The sequence below is a fragment of the Pseudomonas sp. R2-7-07 genome (assembly GCF_003852355.1).
Lineage (GTDB): Bacteria > Pseudomonadota > Gammaproteobacteria > Pseudomonadales > Pseudomonadaceae > Aquipseudomonas.
This window is the reverse complement of record NZ_CP027759.1, coordinates 363452-382002: the sequence shown is the minus strand read 5'-3', so window position 1 is coordinate 382002 and position 18551 is coordinate 363452. Positions and strand designations below refer to the sequence as shown.

Here is an 18551-nt window from a genome sequence, read left to right as displayed (position 1 = left end):
TGGCATCAGGCGCGACCTGCAATCAATCAGAAAACATTGATCGGGTAGTCGGCGAACAGGCGGATTTCGTTACCGCCCACGTTGTATTCGCTGGCGTTGTTGGAAACGCGCAACCACGAGGCGCGAGCGCGCAGGCTCAGGTCTTTGGCCGGGCCGCTCTGGACCACGTACTTGAACTGGTTCCAGATTTCACGCTCGGTGCCATCGCCACGGCCAGTGCCGTCGTCGATGTTGGTGCCGCGTACATAGGCAATGTTGTAGGTCAGGCCCGGTACACCGAAGGTGGTGAAGTCGATGCCGTAGCCTGCTTGCCAAGAGCGCTCGTCCTTGCCGTTGAAGTCGGACCAGTAGGAGTTGGCCAGCAGGATGGTATTGCCGCCGTCGCCGATGCCGCCAGCGTTGCGGTAGCCGCCGTAGAGGTAGCCGGTGTCACCGGTGCTGCGCTGGTGCGCGATGGTGAAGCTGTGCGCGCCAACGGCCCAGGTAGCGCCCAGGCTCCAGATTTTGTTGTCGCGAGCGTCGGCGTCTTTCTGGTTTTCCAGGGCGAAGCTGCGGTCCAGCTTGGTTTTGTAGCCGTTGAAGTCAAAGGTCAGCGACTGTTTCTCTGGCAGCGCCAGCACATAGTTAACGTTGACGTATTGCTTCTTCAGCACGTCCTGCATGTCGGACGCGTACAGGGCAGCCGACAGGCTTTCGGTGAATTTGTAGCTGCCACCGATGTAGTTGATGCTTTTCAGGCCACCGCTGTCGCTGCCTTCGGCGCTCTTGCGTGCTTCCTTGGTGAAGTGGCCGGCGTCCAGTTGCAGACCGGCGATTTCCTTGGAAACGATCGAGGTGCCCTCGTAGGTTTCCGACAACAAACGCGAATTGTCGTACTGCAACACAGGCACGGCTGGCATCTGCTGACCGTATTTGATCACGGTGTTGGAAATGCGCGCCTTGACGGCAGCGCCACCTTTGGCCAGATCGTTGGCCGCTTCACCGCTATCGCCTTGTTTGAAGAAGTCGATACCGCCCGCACCGCTGCGACCTTTGCCGCCGTCCAGACGGATAGCGTATTGGCCAATCACGTCCACACCCACGCCCACAGTGCCCTGGGTGAAGCCGGACTCGAACTTGCCGATAAAACCCTGGCCCCACTCGGCCTTGTCCTGCTTGCCGTTTTTGTAGTCCCGGCTGATGTAGGCGTTGCGTGCTGCGATGTTCAGGTGGCTGTCTTCAACGAAACCCTTGGATTGCTCCTGGTCGTTCGCCATGGCTGTCGATGCGCTCAAAATCCCCAGAGCGATCAGACTCATCCGTTGCTTCAACATTTTCTTATATTCCTTATTACTGGTTGAGTACGCGCTATGACACCAGGCCCCGTATCGCTTTCTGATGTCGACTTTCTCCGAAAAAAACAAGGCCCGCGGACGACTGAACTGCCGCGGGCCTTTTCTTATTGGATGAGTCATGGCTGTTAGCCACAGGCGTTGGACGCAATCCTATGCGCGCGTTGAACTATGTGTCAATTTCGTGAACCGCTTGTATTTAGGCTAAATAATTCTAAGCACAGACCTATGGCGCTTTGGCAAAAGTCGGAAAAACCGCCTTTCTCCTGCCGAAAACACACTAAGTAACAAATTATCAGCCGCTACGTTTGGGAATAGATCACGCGGGCAAATGCAAAGCATTACCATTCGCGCACTTCTTCCTACCTGACAATTCGGACACATTTCCCCATGCTCGCCCCTCGCCTGACGCCCATTTCCCTTGGGCTTTCCGTTGTGCTGTCGGCCAGTTTCGCCTGCGCCACCACGGTCTTGCCTACCACCTCGATCAGCGCCGAAGTCGATGAAGACGACCCGCGCGTCAAGGAGAGCAACACCGCCACGCGCACCGCGACTGCCGTGCGTTATGTGCCCCAGGCGATCGACTCGGTGAAAACCGAAAACCTGCGCGCCTATGGCACTAACGATCTGGGCCAGGCGTTGAGCGGTATTCCCAACGTCAGCAGCGGCGCCGACACCCGCTTCGACAGCCTGCGTATCCGTGGTTTCGACGCCAGTAATGACTTCTACCTGGACGGCATTCGCGACGACAGCCAGTACGTGCGCGACCTGCACAATATCGAGCGCATCGAAGTGCTGAAGGGGCCGGCGGCGGTGCTCTATGGGCGCGGCGGCCAGGGCGGGATCGTCAATCGGGTCAGCAAGCTGCCATCCCCCGGCCGTCAATCCAGCCTTGAAGCCCAGGGCGGCAGCAACGACCTGCGCAGTGTGTATGCCGACCTGAGCACCGATCCCAGCGATACCATCAGCCTGCGCCTGAACATGGGCAACCAGGACACCAACAGCTTTCGCGATGGCGTCAGCGGCAACCGCCAGTTGTTCGCGCCGTCGATGAGCTGGCAGCTCACGCCCGAGTTGAACTGGCTGGTGCAATACGAATACAGCCGCTACAACCGCACGCCGGACCGTGGCATTCCTGGGGTCATTGGGCGCCCTGCCGATGTTAGTCGCAGCACCACTTATTTCTCCAGTGGCGATTACATCGATGACACATCCCAGTCCCTGCGCTCCAAGCTCGCCTATGCGCTCAACGACGACTGGCAACTGCGCCACACCCTGGGCGTGTTCAAGCTCGACAGTGATTTCGACAACACCTACCAGACCGGCTACGACGCGAAAACCAACACCGTCAGCCGCCAGCACTGGCAGCAGGACCTGACCACGCGCAATGTGTTCAACAACCTGGAGCTGGAGGGTGGTTTCGAGACCTTTGGCCTCGAGCACCGCCTGCTCACCGGGATTGAACTGGGCAGCCAGCGCCGCGATCCGACACTCTACTCAGCCACCGCGACCAATCGGGGCGGCCAGGCTGTGCCGAGCCTGGACCTCAACCACCCCAATCGTCACCTCAACCATACCGGGCGGATGAGCGTTTCGAGCAACAACCACACTGAAGTCGAAAGCCGCGCGCTGTACGTGCAGGACCAACTGCGCCTGAACGATCAGTGGCAGCTCCTGGGCGGGCTGCGCTATGACCGCTTCGAAGTGGACACCACCAACAAGCTGCTCGATACGCAGCAGAACGTCAAAAGTCACAGCACCAGCCCGCGCGTCGGCCTGGTGTGGACGCCTCTGGAACATCACTCGTTCTATGCCTCGTGGAGCAAAACCTTCTCCCCGGCAGGCGGCGGTTTGATCGGCATCACGCCGAACGCGGCCGGCAGCGTCAACGACTTGAGCCCCGAGCTGACCAAACAGAAGGAGATCGGCGTCAAAAGCGATTGGCTCGACGACCGCTTGAGCACCACCTTGGCGGTGTATGAACTGGTGCTCTACAACCGCCGCACCAGCGACCCGCTGGACCGCACGATTACCCTGCTGACCGGCGAGCAACGTTCACGCGGCATCGAACTGACAGCCACCGGCAAGGTCGTCGGCAATTGGTATGTACGCGGCGGCGTGGGTCTGCAGGATGCCAAGGTCGAGAAGGACAACAACGGTTTCGAAGGCAAGCGCATCAGCGACGTGGCCAAGCGTAATGGCCGCCTATTTGTCACCTGGAAGCCGGAGATGGGCTGGTATGCGGAAACCGGGCTGACCCTGGTCGGTGATCGTTATGCCGACAGCCTCAACACCGTGGTGTTACCGGGATATGGTCGCTGGGATGCGCTGGCCGGGTTCCGTCAACAGGCGTGGGACGTGCGGGCGGCGTTGAACAATATCGCTGACAAACACTATTACGCCTCCGCGACCAGCGTGGCGCAGATCCAGCCGGGTGAGCCGCGTAGCCTGGTGGTGACAGGGACCTACAGCTTCTAGGTTCGATCAGACCAGACGCAACTAATGTGGGAGGGAGCAAGCCCCCTCCCACATTTACTCTTCGGCGCTCTTCAGTTGCGCTCCAGCTCGCACAAGACCTGCACCTCATCCTCCGTTAACAAGCCCGCCGGGTAGCGTTCACTCATCACGCTGCGCCAGTCAGGCGGTTGCCTGTTCTGGCGCGCGCCGTTTTCCTTCAACCAGAGCGCCAGCGCGTGGATCGCATCGCCGTCGACCCGCACCGGGTGGAACGTGCGCGTGTACATCGGGTTGATTTCGGCATTCATTTCAGCGCTCTCTCCTGCTGCGTGAGCGGCTAACTTACTCAAGGTTTGTGACAGAACCATGCGGTCATCACCTTGGCGCTCTGTGGTGTGTTTGCCGATACAAGAGCTATGCCAATCTCCCGCACTCACAGGTATTGAGGCACAAAAATGCCCGCGACCGTGCTGGATCGCGGGCTTGCCTGGAACACTGCGCTCGCGCAGTGCTCGCTCGCCCTCAAGGCGCTGTTACAACTGCACTCAATTTCTCTGCGGTGCTGGCTGCTGCTGGGTCAGGCAGTGAATATTGCCACCCCCCAGTAACAGTTCGCGGCCCGGCACCATCACCACTTCGTGTTGTGGGAACAGGTTCTGCAGGATCTGCTTGGCCTGATGGTCCAGCGGGTCATCGAAACTCGGCGCGATGATGCCACCGTTGACGATCAGGAAGTTGACGTAGGAACCGGCCAACCGCACGCTCGGATTTCGTTCCTGGCTGCCGTCTACCGGATCGACACCGGCACATTCTTCTTCGGTAGCGTACAGCGGCCCTGGAATTGGCATCTTATGCACCGTGAACGAGCGGCCCCGGGCGTCGGTGCTGCTTTGCAGTACGTCCATGGCGGCATGGCAGCGCAGGTAGTTCGGGTCTTGCGGGTCGTCGGTCCAGGCCAGCAGCACTTCGCCTGGGCGTACGTAGCAGCAGAAGTTATCCACATGGCCGTCGGTTTCGTCGTTGAACAGGCCATCCGGCAACCAGATGATCTTATCCACAGCCAGGTTGGCGCTGAGCACCGCTTCAATGGCTGCGCGATCCAGATGCGGGTTGCGATTGCGGTTCAACAGGCATTCTTCGGTGGTGATCAGGGTGCCTTCGCCGTCGACGTGGATCGAACCGCCCTCCAGCACAAAACCTTCGGTGCGATAACGCGACGCGCGCTCGATCTCGAGAATCTTGCCGCCCACCTGTGCGTCACGGTTCCACGGCGCATACAGGCCACCATCGAAACCGCCCCAGGCGTTGAAATCCCAGTTCACCCCGCGTACTTCACCGCTGTCGTTGATCACGAAGGTCGGCCCCGTGTCCCGTACCCAGGCGTCGTCGCTGGACATTTCCACCACGCGGATATTCGGCACATCCAGGCGGCTACGAGCGTTTTCATACTGGCCGGCGGAAACCGCAACGGTCACCGGCTCGAACCGTGCGATGGCCTTGGCCACCGCCACGTGGGCCGCTTGCGCCGGTTTGCCGCCGAGCCGCCAGTTGTCCGGGCGCTCGGGCCAGATCATCCAGGTTTGAGTCTGTGGCGCCCATTCGGCGGGCATATGGAAGCCATCGGCGCGAGGTGTGCTGTGCAGGGTGGTCATGGCGATGAGGACTCCGAATGGGGTGAAAGCCGACTTTATAACGGATAAATATCGGTTTTAATAGTGAAAAGGAATAATAATTAGGCTAAATCACGTAATTTAGCCGATAACAATCGAATTACTACAGCTCATCCAGCACCTTCGACAGCATGTCGACGAAGAAATCCACACTGCGCCGGGTCGTGACCATCGGCGGCTTGATCTTGAGGATGTTCAGGTAGTCGCCGGTCGGCTGCATGAAGATTCCCAGTTCGCGCAGACGGTCGCATAACAGCGCAGTCTCTTGCGTCGCGGGTTCCAGGGTTTGTCGGTCACGTACCAGCTCGAGGCCCAGATAGAAGCCGGAACCGTGTACCGCACCGACTAACGGGTGAGGCTCGATCAACGCTTGCAGGCGTGTCTTGAAATACCCGCCCACTACCTGGGCGTTTTCCCACAGCTTTTCCTCTTCCATCACATCCAGCACCGCCATGCCGATACGGCAGCTCACCGGGCTGCCGCCCGATGACGAGAAGAAATAGCCCTCGGCCTCCAGGGCTTCGGCAATCTCTCGACGGGTGATCACCGCGCCCAGTGGCTGCCCGTTGCCCATCCCCTTGGCCATGGTAATGATGTCCGGCACGACGCCCTGCTCTTCAAAGCCCCAGAAAAAATGCCCCATGCGCCCATAACCTACCTGCACCTCATCGGCAATGCAGACACCGCCCTGGGCGCGGACCAGCCCATAGACCTGCTGCAAATAGCCGGGCGGCAACGAAATGCCACCGGCGTTGCCATACACCGCTTCGCAGATGAAACCCGCCAGTTGGCGTTGGCCAGCGGCGATTTTCGCCAGGTTATGCTCCACGCTTCGTACATAGTCAGGCGCACTGTCTGGCCCGCGAAACTCACCCCGGTAGGTATTCGGCGCCGTCACCGGGTGCACCCAGTCCGGGCGGCTGCTCAACGCCTGGGGGTTGTCGGCAATTGAGGTAGACACCGCGTCCGCCGCCACCGACCAGCCGTGATAGGCCTCCAGCACGCTGAGCATGTCGCGCCCGCCGCTGTAGGCCCAGGCCAGGCGGATCGCCAGGTCATTGGCCTCGGTGCCGCTGTTGACCAGGAACACCCGGTCCATGCCCGCCGGTGCCAGCGCCAGCAGACGTTCGGAAAACTCGGCAATCGCCGCGTAGTGAAACCGTGAATTGGTGTTGAGCAGTGACCACTGCCGCGCCGCCACCGCCGCCATGCGCGGGTGGCCGTGGCCCAGCACCGCCACGTTGTTGAGCATGTCCAGGTAGGAGCGGCCCTGCATGTCGATCAAGTGATTGCGCCAGCCCCGCTCGATACGGGGCGGGTCGACGTAATAATGCTTCTGCGAACGGGCGAAGCTGGCTTCGCGCCGGGCCAGCAGGGCTTCGGCGTCCAGCTCCGGTTCGGCATCACAGGCCAGCCCGAGCAACGCCGCCGGTGACGGGCACAGCGCCCGCCACGCCGACGCCCGGGAAGGCGCACAGAACAGCGGGGGCGCAAGATCGGCACGACACAGCTGCACGATCAACGGCCCGTGGACTTCACCGAGTATTTGCCCCTTCACCACCTGCGCACCGGCTTTGAGCCGCGTTGTCACGCCCCATACGCGCAGATTCAGGCGCTCTTCGTACACACACAGCAAGCCGTCGGCGCCCTCGCGCAGTGTCCCGGCGAAAGGTGCCTCAAGCACTGTGCCATGGGGCAGGCTTAATTCGACATGAAGAGCGAAGGTGTCCGGTTCCCCAGCACTGTCCGGGCGGGTGCGCGACAAGCGATATTGCCCATAACGGCTGGCTGCCAGCCCATGCACCGCAGCGGCTTCATTCAGCAGCCGCCGATCCATGCCCGGCGTCTCCCAATTGCCCGCCTCGAAATGCGGGCTGAGCACGCCCAGGTCGATCAGCGCGAACTCCCGCCCGACCAGCCCCGGCAGCAAGGGGGCAAAGTCCTGGCTGGACAAGGCAGGCAACGCCTCGCCGACGCTGTTCAGGATCGCCGCTTCCATCAGTTCGAACGGCACCGACGTGGCGACATGGAAAATTTCCCACTCGTGCTCGGCGTTCTTCAACAGGTAGGCGTTATCAGGGTCCAGACGTCGCTGCTGCTCACTGCTCAACACCAACACCGCCGCGCGGGCGACGATCAACGGCCACAGCGCGCGCAACTCTTCATGCTGCAACGGCGTGATCGCATGACAGGCTTGGATCGCCGGCAGGATGGCAAACGGGTCGCCCTCAGCGTGATGCAGCAGCGCAGCGCACGTCACCGACAGGTCAGCGATGCGCCAGGTGTGCACCAGGTCGCCGAAATCGATCACCCCCTGGACCTGCCAATACCGCTGCGCATCGCGCTGCCAGACCACGTTGTCATCGGTGATGTCCATGTGCACGGCCTGCCAGGGCAGGTGTGCAGCCAGAGGCCGGATATGCGCTTCGATCTGCCCGGTGAGCTGCTCCAGTGCAGTGCGATGGGGAAGCTCGGGCAAGGTCGCCAGCAGATGGGTAATCAGCTCCTGCGCGTGGCGTGGGTCCCATTGCAGGGTGCGGTCCAGGCCGGGATGGGTGAACGTTGACAGTGCCAGGCTCATTCGCCCGCACAGGTCGCCGAACCCTGCGATCACATCGCGGCCCAGGTGAGGCAAATCGGTCAGCGGCTGGCCGTCGATGTAGTCCAGTAGCCGCAGGTGCAGGGTTTGCCCATCGACGGTGACGCTCAGCAGTTCGTCGCCATTGAGGGCCTTGATGACCTTGGGCACGCGCACCTTTACGTGGGCCTGCAGCTCGTTGAGGGCTGCATGCTGGGCCAGTAGCTCGATTGCGGCGTAGTCACCCCGGCAGATTTTCAGAACAAAGCGGCCCAAGGCGCTGTCGATCCTGTAGTTAAGGTCTTGTTGGCTGCCCAATGACTGCAATGTGCCCCTGAGGCCGTAACGCTGCTCAAGCAAATGGGCCGCCTGCTCAAGGCTCAACTGGGGGCAAGGCAAACTGGCACGATGGATCAATGTGGCAAGCAACATTGTGACGACCTCGGTTTTATCAGGCGTCTATATCGCCATTGTTCCGGGGCGTTAATCAACCCCTCGTGCTCGCCGCACTTGCGCCCGCCCGATTCACAACTCAAGCTATGCTTCTTTCGCTTAATGTCCGTCTAAGGAAAAGGCCCTCGACATGCGTATTCTCATCACCGGCGGTGCCGGATTTATTGGCTCGGCCCTGATCCGGCATCTGATCCAGCACACCGAGCATGAAGTGCTCAACCTGGACAAACTCACTTACGCCGGCAACCTTGAGTCGCTGGCCAGCATTGCGTCCAACAGCCGCTATGAGTTCGTCCAGGCCGATATCATCGACCAGGCCACCGTCAGCGCGGTGCTGGCGCGCTTCAAGCCCGAAGCGATCATGCATTTGGCGGCCGAGTCCCATGTGGACCGTTCCATCGACGGCCCGTCGGATTTTATCCAGACCAACATTGTCGGTACCTACAGCCTGCTGGAAGCCACCCGGGCGTACTGGCAGACGCTGGCAGAACCGGCTAAAAGCGCATTCCGCTTCCACCACATCTCCACTGACGAGGTGTATGGGGACCTGCACGGTGTGGACGATCTCTTCACCGAAACCACGCCCTACGCCCCCAGCTCGCCGTACTCTGCGAGCAAGGCAGCCTCCGACCATCTGGTCCGCGCCTGGCAGCGTACCTACGGCTTGCCGGTGCTGTTGACCAACTGCTCAAACAACTATGGGCCGTTCCACTTCCCAGAAAAGTTGATCCCTCTGGTTATCCTCAACGCCCTGGCCGGCAAGCCGTTGCCGGTCTATGGCGATGGCTTGCAAGTGCGCGACTGGCTGTTCGTCGAAGACCACGCCCGTGCGCTGCTCAAGGTAGTGACTACTGGGGTGGTGGGCGAGACCTACAACATCGGTGGCCACAACGAACAGAAGAACATCGACGTAGTTCGCGGCATCTGCGCCCTGTTGGAAGAGCTGGCGCCACAGCGTCCAGCCGGGGTGGAAAAGTTCACCGACCTGATCACTTTCGTCAAGGATCGTCCGGGCCACGACCAGCGGTACGCGATCGACGCCAGCAAGATCGAGCGCGAACTGGGCTGGGTCCCGGAAGAAACCTTTGAAACCGGCCTGCGCAAAACCGTGCAGTGGTACCTCGATAACCTGGAATGGTGCCGCAGGGTCCAGGATGGCAGTTATCAAGGTGAACGACTCGGCAATACTGACGTAAAGGATCTGATCGCATGATGAAGGGAATTGTATTGGCCGGCGGTTCCGGCACCCGTTTGCACCCCATCACCCTGGGCGTGTCCAAGCAACTGTTGCCGGTGTATGACAAGCCGATGATCTATTACCCGATCTCGGTGCTGATGCTGGCGGGGATCAAGGACATCCTGGTGATCTCCACGCCCGTGGACCTGCCGCAATACCGCAACCTGTTGGGCGATGGCAGCCAGTTCGGCGTGCGTTTCAGCTATGCGGAGCAGCCTTCGCCGGACGGCTTGGCACAAGCGTTCATCATTGGCGAGGAATTCATCGGGGATGACCCGGTGTGCCTGATCCTGGGCGACAACATCTTCCATGGCCAGCATTTCGGTGACCAATTGCGCCACGCTGCCCAACGCCCGTCGGGCGCCACGGTGTTCGGCTACTGGGTGAAAGACCCGGAGCGTTTCGGCGTGATCGATTTCGACCAAGAAGGCCGTGCCCTGTCGATCGAGGAAAAACCGGCGAAGCCTAAATCCAGCTATGCGGTGACCGGCCTGTATTTCTATGACAACGACGTGATCAAGATCGCCAAGGCCGTCCAGCCTTCGCCACGCGGCGAGCTGGAGATCACCGACGTCAACAACGCCTACCTCAAGCGCGGCGACCTGCACGTTGAGCGTTTCGGTCGTGGTTTCGCCTGGCTTGATACCGGCACCCACGACAGCTTGCTGGAAGCGTCGACCTATGTGCAGACCATCGAGCACCGCCAGGGCCTGAAAGTAGCCTGCCTGGAAGAGATTGCCTACGAGAACGGCTGGATTGATCGTGACTATCTGCTGGAACGTGCGAAATATTTCGGCAAAACTGGCTATGGTCAGTATCTGTACACTCTGGCCGGGAACCCTAAATGAATGTGAGCGCCACTGAGCTGCCTGGTGTATTGGTCATCGAACCAAAGGTTTTTGGCGATGACCGCGGCTTTTTTTATGAGAGTTTCAACGCTCGCGAATTTGAAAACGCCAGCGGATTGAAACTTCAATTCGTGCAGGACAACCACTCACGCTCGTTGAAAGGCGTGCTGCGCGGCTTGCACTACCAGATAGAACACGCCCAGGGGAAACTGGTGCGGGTGACGGCCGGGGAAGTATTGGATGTGGCGGTGGACATCCGCCGCAGCTCTCCTCATTTCGGTCAATGGACCAGCGTGCGCCTGTCTGCCGAGAACAATCGTCAACTGTGGATTCCACCCGGTTTCGCCCATGGGTTCGTTGTGCTGAGCGATTACGCCGAATTCCTCTACAAGACGACAGATTACTACACGCCGTCTGCCGAGCGGTGCATTCGCTGGGACGACCCGGACCTCAATATCAATTGGCAACTCAATGGCCCACCGACCCTGTCCGCCAAGGATCAAACCGGTAAAAGCCTGAAAGTTGCGGACCTGTTCCCATGATAGCCCCCCTGAAAATACTGATCACCGGCCAACACGGCCAAGTCTCCCAGGAGCTGCAACAGCGGCTCCAAGGCCTGGGCGAACTCATCGTGCTGGGTCGTGACCAACTGGACCTTGCCAACGCACCGCTCATCCGTGAGCAGGTGCGCGCCCACCGCCCAAGCCTGATCATCAACGCCGCCGCCCACACGGCGGTCGATCAGGCCGAAAGCGAGCCGGAAGCAGCCTTCGCCATCAACGCCATCGCCCCCGGCATCCTCGCCGAAGAAGCCAAGGCCCTTGGCATCCCGCTGATTCACTACTCGACCGACTACGTGTTCGACGGCAGCAAGCCGGCCCCTTACACCGAAAGCGACTCACCCAACCCACTGGGCGTCTACGGCCAGAGCAAGCTGGCGGGCGAGCAGGCGATTGCGGCCGTGGGCGGGAAGTACCTGATTCTGCGCACCAGTTGGGTGTATTCGAGCCACGGCAAGAATTTCCTGCTGACCATGCAGCGTCTGCTGCAGGAGAAGCCGCAGATGCGCATCGTCGCCGACCAGATCGGCGCGCCAACCTGGGCCGGGACCATCGCCAACAGTACGCGTGCGTTGATTGAGCGCTGGCAAGCCGGTGACGCCGGGGATTGGGGGGTTTACCACCTCACGGCCCAGGGTGAGACGTCGTGGTTCGGCTTTGCCGAGGCCATTGGCCAAGCCCTTCGCGCTGCGGGCAAAGCCTGCGCCGAACTGGAAGCGATCCCGTCCAGCGCCTATCCGACACCCGCCCTGCGCCCGCTGAATTCGCGCCTGGATTGCAGCCGTCTGCAACAGCAATGGCAAGTCAGCCAGCCGCAATGGCAAGACGCATTGCACGAGTGTCTTGCCGGGCAGCACTAGGCATAATGCGCCTGTACCCACAGGCGCACGATTCCCATGACCCCACCCCTTCCGCGAAGACCCCGCTGGCGCAGCCTCGCCCTGTTGGCGCTGTGCCTGGCGCCGCTGCTCTGGCCGCTGGAACACTTGGCCGAGCGCTACTACCGCAGCGAGCTGGCCGGGCAGAACCGTCAGACCCTCGACCTGTACGTCGCCAACCTGTTAGGCACTCTGCACCGCTATGAAGTGCTGCCGCAGATCCTCGGTGACCTGCCGGCCCTGCGCACCGCGCTGGATGCGCCTCACGTCAGCACCAACCTGGTCAACGCCAACTCGCTGCTCAAGGACGTCGCCGCCCAGGCCGGGGTGGAGGTGATGTACCTGATGGACACCACCGGCAAGACTCTCGCCGCGTCCAATTGGGACAAACAAGACAGCTTCGTCGGGCGCAACTTTTCCTTTCGCCCCTATTTCAGCGAAGCCATGGCCGGGCGCCTGGGGCGCTTTTTCGGGCTAGGCACCACCTCGGCCAAGCGCGGTTACTTCTTCGCCGCCGCCGTACGCGATGGCGAGAACATCATTGGCGTGCTGGTGGTCAAGGTGGATCTGGACCACACCGAGAGCTTGTGGGGCAACACCCCGGAACAACTCCTGGTGACCGACCACAACGGCGTGGTAATCCTCACCTCGCGCCCGCAATGGCGGTTCCGCGCCACCCGGCCGCTGACCGCCGCAGAGCGCCAGGCCATTATTGCCATCCAGCCTTATCCCACCCGTGATCCTCAGCCGCTGAACCTCAGCAGCAGCGCCTGGCTGCGCCAATCCACCGCCATCGCCGAGACCGGCTGGAATGTGGAAATCCTCGCCCCCCAATCCTTGATCAACCGCCCGGTGCGTACCGTGGTGGCCGTAGGCGGCGCGACCTTGCTGGTGCTGATGCTGCTGCTCGGCTTGATGATGCAGCGCCGCCGGCATTACCTGGAGCGTATCGCCTTCGAAGCCAAGGCCCGCCGCGAGCTGGAAATGCGCGTGGCCGAGCGCACCAGCGACCTGGAAGGCCTGAACCGGCGCCTGAAACAGGAAGTGCTGGAGCGCGAACACGCCCAGCAGGAACTGGTACGTGCTCAGGATGACCTGGTGCAGGCCGGTAAACTCTCGGCGCTGGGCACCATGTCGGCCAGTATCAGCCATGAACTGAATCAACCCCTGGCAGCGATTCGCAGCTACGCGGAAAACGCGGAAATCCTGCTCGACCATGAACGCACCGCCGATGCGCGCGGCAACCTCAAGTTGATCAGCGAACTGACCGGGCGCATGGCGTCGATCATCGCCCACTTGCGCGCGTTCGCCCGCCGTGACCGCCACGCGCCGGAAAGCGTGGCGCTGCAACCCGCGCTGGACGATGCCCTGGCCTTGCTGGCCAAACGGCGGCGCTCGATGGAAGTGGAATTGATCCGCGACTTACCCGAAGCGACCTTATGGGTACAAGCCGGTGAAACCCGTCTGCGCCAGGTGCTGGGCAACTTGCTGGCCAATGCCCTGGACGCCCTTACCGAAAAAGGCCCGCCACGCAAACTGTGGCTGAGCGCCCAAACCACTGACCAGGGCGTCAACCTGTACATTCGCGACAACGGCCCGGGCTTTTGCATGGAAGCGTTGGGCCGCGCCAGCGAGCCGTTCTACACCACCAAGACGCGCACCCAGGGCCTGGGCCTGGGCCTCGCCATCTGTGACACCCTGATGCGTGCCTTCGGCGGCGAACTGCTGTTCGCCAACCACAAGGAAGGCGGCGCGCTGTTAACCTTGAAATTGCGTGCCGGCTCGCCGGGCGTCAGTCTGCAACCGTCCGAGGACCGCAGTGTATGAGTATCGATAACCAGATTCAGGTGGTGCTGATCGATGACGATCCCCATTTGCGTCAGGCGCTGTGCCAGACCCTGGACCTGGCCGGGCTGAAAGTGCTGCCCCTGGGCGAAGCCAGCGGCCTCACCGCGCGCTTGTCGCGGGACTGGTCGGGCGTCGTGGTCAGCGATATCCGCATGCCCGGCATGGACGGCCTGGAACTGCTCGCCGAACTGCACGGCCAGGACCCGGACCTGCCCGTGCTGCTGATCACCGGCCACGGTGACGTGCCGCTGGCGGTGCAGGCCATGCGTGCCGGCGCCTATGACTTCCTCGAAAAGCCCTTCGCCAGCGACGCCTTGCTCGACAGCGTGCGCCGCGCACTGGCCCTGCGCCGACTGGTGCTGGACAACCGCAGTCTGCGCCTGGCCCTCAGCGATCGGCAGCAACTGAGCACGCGCCTGGTGGGGCATTCGCCGCAGATGCTGCGCCTGCGCGAGCAAATCGGCGCACTGGCGGCGACCAAGGCCGATGTGCTGATCCTTGGCGAAACCGGCGCCGGCAAAGAAGTAGTCGCCCGCGCCTTGCACGATCTGTCGAGCCGCCGCAGCGGTCCGTTCGTGGCGATCAACGCCGGGGCCCTGGCCGAATCGGTGGTGGAAAGCGAGCTGTTCGGCCATGAACCGGGCGCGTTTACCGGCGCGCAGAAGCGCCGCATCGGCAAGTTCGAATTCGCCAATGGCGGCACGCTGTTCCTCGATGAAATCGAAAGCATGAGCCTGGATGTACAGGTCAAGCTGTTGCGCCTGCTGCAGGAGCGCGTCGTGGAGCGGCTGGGCGGCAACCAGTTGATTGCACTGGATATCCGCATCATCGCCGCCACCAAGGAAGACCTACGCCAGGCGGCCGACCAGGGCCGCTTCCGGGCCGACTTGTATTACCGCCTGAATGTCGCGCCGCTGCGCATTCCGCCACTGCGCGAGCGTGGTGAAGATGCGCTGATGCTGTTCCAGCACTTCGCCGACGAAGCCAGCAGCCGCCACGGCCTGCCCTTGCATGAGCTGCAACCGGGCCAGCGCGCGCTGCTGTTGCGCCACAGTTGGCCAGGTAACGTACGCGAGCTGCAAAACGCCGCCGAACGCTTTGCCCTGGGCCTTGAACTGGCCTTGGACAGTACGCAGGACAATCCCTCCGCCAGCACACTGACCTCCACGCCCGGCGGCTTGAGCGAGCAGGTCGAACAATTCGAAAAAAGCCTGATCGCCGCCGAACTGACCCGCCCCCACAGCTCCATGCGCAGCCTCGCCGAAGCCCTCGGCGTGCCCCGTAAAACCCTGCACGACAAACTGCGCAAGCATGGCCTGAACTTCGCCGACAGCGCCAGCCACAGCGCAGACGACGAATGACCCTGCCCACCCGCCAAGAGACCGCCATGAGCCGCGACAGCCGTTACCTGGAATCCATCCTCCACCACGACATCCCTCTCACCCGGGAAATGGGCCTCAAGGTGCTCGACTGGCAACACGGCCAACTGCAACTGCATTTACCCTTGCAAGCCAATATCAACCACAAGAGCACCATGTTTGGTGGCAGCCTCTACTGCGGCGCCGTGCTGGCGGGTTGGGGTTGGTTGCACCTGAAACTACGCGAAGAGGGCATCGAAGACGGGCATATCGTGATTCAGGAAGGGCAGATCAGCTATCCGTTGCCGGTGACGCAGGACGCGACGGTGATTTGCGCGGCGCCGGAGGAGAAAGTGTGGAAGCGCTTTGTCGCAACGTACAAGCGTTATGGGCGAGCGCGGTTGACGCTGGAGACGTGGATTGTGAATGAGGGCAGTGACGAAAGAGCAGTAGCCTTCACTGGTCAGTACGTCCTGCACCGCTAAAATGTGGGAGGGGGCTTGCTCCCGATAGCGGTGTATCAGCAGCACATTCAGTGACTGACATTCCATTATCGGGAGCAAGCCCCCTCCCACAGTTTGATCTGTTGCGGCTTCAGGATCTGGCCAGGGTCAACAGGCGCTCACGCCACGCCGCCTTGGCCGGCAGCGCCAGGAAAAACGGGTTCAACAACGATTCCCGCGCCGGGTAGCTGAACGGCTTGCCATTCAACTCCAGCACTTCGCCCCCCGCCCCTTCCAGCACGCCTTGCGCCGCCGCAGTGTCCCACTGCGAGGTCGGCGCCAGGCGCGGATAGCAGTCGGCACTGCCCTCGGCCAACAGGCAGAACTTCAACGAGCTGCCGATATTCGCCAGTTTCAGCTCCCCCAAGCCTTGGCTCAGCCCCTCCAGCAAACGCTCCTGCTCCGGGCTGGTATGACGGCGGCTGGCAACCACGGTAAAGGCTTCACCCGCGGCCGGAGCCTGGCGCACCTGGATCTGCCTGGGCGCGGCATTCACATCCGAACGCCAAGCCCCCAGGCCCGCGCCGCCGAAGTAGCAACGACCACTGGTGGGCATCGACACCACGCCGAACACCACGCGGCCTTGTTCGATCAAGGCGATATTGACCGTGAATTCTTCACTGCCACCAATGAATTCCTTGGTCCCATCCAACGGGTCCACCAGCCACCAACGCTGCCAACCGGCGCGCACGCTCTGGTCGATATCGGCGTCTTCTTCGGACAGCACCGGAATGCTTGGGTCCAGCGCAGTGAGGCCAGCGAGAATCAGGTGGTGCGCAGCCAGGTCGGCGGCCGTCACCGGCGAATCATCCGCTTTGGAGGTAACCGCGACGTCGGCACGCCAGTACGGCAGGATGGCTTCACCGGCCTGGCGAGCCAGTTCGATGACGGGGGCGATAAAGGGGTGGCCCAGAAACAGTTCGCTCATAAGGTAAACACTCCACGCTGGGTCAGCAGGTCTCGCACCAGGTACAGCGCGGCAAGTGCCCGGCCCTCACTGAACTGCTCGTTTTGCGCCAGTGCCGACAGCTCACGCAGGTTGACCCGCTCCACGCGCATGGGCTCGGGCTCATCGCCTTCCAGGCGCTCTTCATAAAGCTCGGTGGCCAGCACCACCTGGATTTTCTGGCTCATGTAGCCGGGTGACAGCGAAAGCTCAGTAATGTGTTCCAACTGGCGTGCGCCATAGCCGGCCTCTTCCTTGAGTTCGCGGTCAGCCGCCGCCAGCACATCCTCGCCGGGCTCGATCAAGCCTTTAGGCAAGGACAACTCATACTCGTCGGTGCCACCGCAGTACTCTTCCACCAGCAAGGCATGGTCTTCGTCGATCATCGCGACGATCATCACTGCGCCGTAACCGACACCACGGCCCACCAGGCGCTCGTAGGTCCGTTCAACGCCATTGGAAAAGCGCAATTGCACTTCCTCCACGCGGAACAAACGGCTACTGGCGACTATTTCGCGGGCGAGGACGGTGGGTTTCTGGCGCATGAACGGCTCCTTGGCGTGATCGGGTTACTATACCGTGGCTTTTCCGATTGTCTGTGTCGGATATCTTTACTTACATGAGAACGCCCCATGCCCTCTTTGCCCTGGCACGCCATCGATACCGTCCTGCTGGACATGGACGGCACCTTGCTCGACCTGCACTACGACAACCATTTCTGGATGGAGCACCTGCCCCAGCGCTATGCCGAACTGCATGGCGTAAGCCGGGCCATGGCCGAAATGGAACTGCAGCCCCTGTTCGAGCGTAACGCCGGACAGTTGCAATGGTATTGCCTGGATTTCTGGAGCGCCGAACTGAAGATCCCAGTGCGCGAACTCAAGCTTGAAACCGCCCACCTGATCGCCCTGCGCCCGGACGCCGATACATTTCTGGCGGCGATCAAACAGGCCGGCAAACGCGTGATCCTGATCACCAATGCTCACCGCGATTCGTTGTCATTGAAGTTGGAGCGCATTGAGCTGGCGCCGTACTTCGAGCAACTGATCAGCTCCCACGATTACGGTTTTCCCAAGGAAAACCAACAGTTCTGGGAAGCGCTGCACGCTGATATCCAGTTCGACCCGGCCCGTAGCCTGTTTATCGACGACACCCTGCCGATCCTGCGCAGCGCCAGGGAGTTCGGTGTGGGGCATTTGCTGGCGGTGAAAGAGCCGGACAGCAAGAAGGGGCCGAAGGACACAGCTGAATTCGCGGCTGTCGAGGACTACCGCGATCTAATAGCCGGACTCTGAACCCATGTGGGAGGGGGCTTGCTCCCGATAGCGGTATATCAGAAACACATCCAGTGACTGACACACTGCCATCGGGGGCAAGCCCCCTCCCACAGGGTTGTTGTGCGTATTACTCAGGAATACGCAGGGTCTGGCCTGGGTAGATTTTGTCCGGGTGCGACAACAGCGGCTTGTTGGCCTCGAAAATCTTGTTGTACTGGTTGGCGTTACCGTACACAGCCAGGGAAATCGCGCTGAGGGTATCGCCCTTTTTCACCACGACGAAACGCGCAGCGGTAACCGCAGGGCCAGTGACGGTGATCTGATCATCCACGCTCGCCACGCCGGCGATGTTGCCCAGTGCCAGCAGGATCTTTTCTTTCTCTTCCTGGGTGGCCACTTCACCGGTCACGGTGACCTTGTCGCCATCCACCGTGGTTTGCACGTTTGGATTACCCAGGCCCACCTTGCTCACATGCTCCTTCAACTGCTCACTCGCGTTCGCATTACCCGGCGTCAACAGGTCGACGATCTTTTCGCCGGCTTCTTTGATAAAGCTGAAAATACTCATAGTGCGCTCTCCTTGGGTTTAAGTTCCTGATGCCCAAGA

16 protein-coding genes are annotated in these 18551 nt (G+C 61.3%); 9 read left to right on the top strand and 7 right to left on the bottom strand.

The genetic code is table 11. The features are described 5' to 3' along the window. Positions 1-26: 26 nt before the first annotated feature. Entirely contained in the window at positions 27-1313 is a 1287-nt protein-coding gene (locus C4J86_RS01585) for an OprD family porin (protein ID WP_124369236.1), read from the bottom strand. A gap of 408 nt (positions 1314-1721) precedes the next feature. Here C4J86_RS01585 and C4J86_RS01580 point away from each other — a divergent pair, with 408 nt between their 5' ends. Then, positions 1722-3809: a TonB-dependent siderophore receptor gene (locus C4J86_RS01580; protein ID WP_124369235.1), complete on the top strand. Its 2088-nt coding sequence runs from the start codon at positions 1722-1724 to the stop codon at positions 3807-3809. Positions 3810-3880: 71 nt separating this feature from the next. On the opposite strand, the gene C4J86_RS01575 is transcribed toward C4J86_RS01580, so the two are convergent. From C4J86_RS01575 to C4J86_RS01565, 3 genes are all read right to left on the bottom strand, one after another. After that, the gene (locus C4J86_RS01575; protein ID WP_124369234.1) at positions 3881-4096 is read right to left on the bottom strand and encodes a hypothetical protein; all 216 of its coding nucleotides are present in this window, start codon (positions 4094-4096) and stop codon (positions 3881-3883) included. 237 nt (positions 4097-4333) lie between these two features. Next, a complete protein-coding gene (aguA, locus tag C4J86_RS01570) occupies positions 4334-5440 on the bottom strand; it encodes an agmatine deiminase (protein WP_124369233.1) in 1107 nt (368 codons plus the stop codon). 121 nt (positions 5441-5561) lie between these two features. Continuing rightward, the gene (locus C4J86_RS01565) at positions 5562-8468 is read right to left on the bottom strand and encodes an aminotransferase (RefSeq protein ID WP_124369232.1); all 2907 of its coding nucleotides are present in this window, start codon (positions 8466-8468) and stop codon (positions 5562-5564) included. A 151-nt stretch (positions 8469-8619) separates the two neighbouring features. Between C4J86_RS01565 and rfbB the strand changes: the two genes are divergently transcribed. From rfbB to C4J86_RS01530, 7 genes are read left to right on the top strand one after another with little or no spacing between them, the layout of a single operon-like run. Further along, positions 8620-9702 (top strand): dTDP-glucose 4,6-dehydratase, encoded by a 1083-nt coding sequence (rfbB, locus tag C4J86_RS01560; RefSeq protein ID WP_124369231.1) that lies wholly within the window; start codon positions 8620-8622, stop codon positions 9700-9702. Next, positions 9699-10574 carry a glucose-1-phosphate thymidylyltransferase RfbA gene (rfbA, locus tag C4J86_RS01555; protein ID WP_124369230.1) on the top strand — a complete coding sequence of 292 codons (876 nt, stop codon included), beginning with the start codon at positions 9699-9701 and terminating at the stop codon, positions 10572-10574. The genes rfbB and rfbA overlap by 4 nt, the downstream gene beginning before the upstream one ends. Continuing rightward, a complete protein-coding gene (gene rfbC / locus C4J86_RS01550) occupies positions 10571-11116 on the top strand; it encodes a dTDP-4-dehydrorhamnose 3,5-epimerase (protein WP_124369229.1) in 546 nt (181 codons plus the stop codon). Before rfbA ends, rfbC begins: the two co-directional genes overlap by 4 nt. After that, positions 11113-11994 carry a dTDP-4-dehydrorhamnose reductase gene (rfbD, locus tag C4J86_RS01545; RefSeq protein ID WP_124369228.1) on the top strand — a complete coding sequence of 294 codons (882 nt, stop codon included), beginning with the start codon at positions 11113-11115 and terminating at the stop codon, positions 11992-11994. The genes rfbC and rfbD overlap by 4 nt, the downstream gene beginning before the upstream one ends. Before the next feature lie 36 nt (positions 11995-12030). Then, positions 12031-13839 (top strand): ATP-binding protein, encoded by a 1809-nt coding sequence (locus C4J86_RS01540; RefSeq protein WP_124365448.1) that lies wholly within the window; start codon positions 12031-12033, stop codon positions 13837-13839. Further along, complete coding sequence (locus C4J86_RS01535) at positions 13836-15221, top strand: sigma-54 dependent transcriptional regulator (RefSeq protein WP_124369227.1); 1386 nt, start codon at positions 13836-13838, stop codon at positions 15219-15221. The genes C4J86_RS01540 and C4J86_RS01535 overlap by 4 nt, the downstream gene beginning before the upstream one ends. 26 nt (positions 15222-15247) lie before the next feature. Next, positions 15248-15703 (top strand): thioesterase domain-containing protein, encoded by a 456-nt coding sequence (locus tag C4J86_RS01530; protein ID WP_124372375.1) that lies wholly within the window; start codon positions 15248-15250, stop codon positions 15701-15703. Between the two features lie 109 nt (positions 15704-15812). On the opposite strand, the gene cysQ is transcribed toward C4J86_RS01530, so the two are convergent. Together cysQ and nudE are read right to left on the bottom strand one after the other, a co-directional pair. Continuing rightward, entirely contained in the window at positions 15813-16649 is an 837-nt protein-coding gene (gene cysQ / locus C4J86_RS01525) for a 3'(2'),5'-bisphosphate nucleotidase CysQ (protein WP_124369226.1), read from the bottom strand. Beyond that, entirely contained in the window at positions 16646-17212 is a 567-nt protein-coding gene (gene nudE, locus C4J86_RS01520) for an ADP compounds hydrolase NudE (protein ID WP_124369225.1), read from the bottom strand. Before nudE ends, cysQ begins: the two co-directional genes overlap by 4 nt. 87 nt (positions 17213-17299) lie before the next feature. Here nudE and yrfG point away from each other — a divergent pair, with 87 nt between their 5' ends. Beyond that, entirely contained in the window at positions 17300-17962 is a 663-nt protein-coding gene (gene yrfG / locus C4J86_RS01515) for a GMP/IMP nucleotidase (RefSeq protein WP_124360812.1), read from the top strand. Positions 17963-18071: 109 nt separating this feature from the next. On the opposite strand, the gene lysM is transcribed toward yrfG, so the two are convergent. Beyond that, positions 18072-18512, bottom strand: a complete 441-nt coding sequence (lysM, locus tag C4J86_RS01510) for a peptidoglycan-binding protein LysM (RefSeq protein WP_003187704.1) — start codon at positions 18510-18512, stop codon at positions 18072-18074. Positions 18513-18551: the final 39 nt, after the last annotated feature.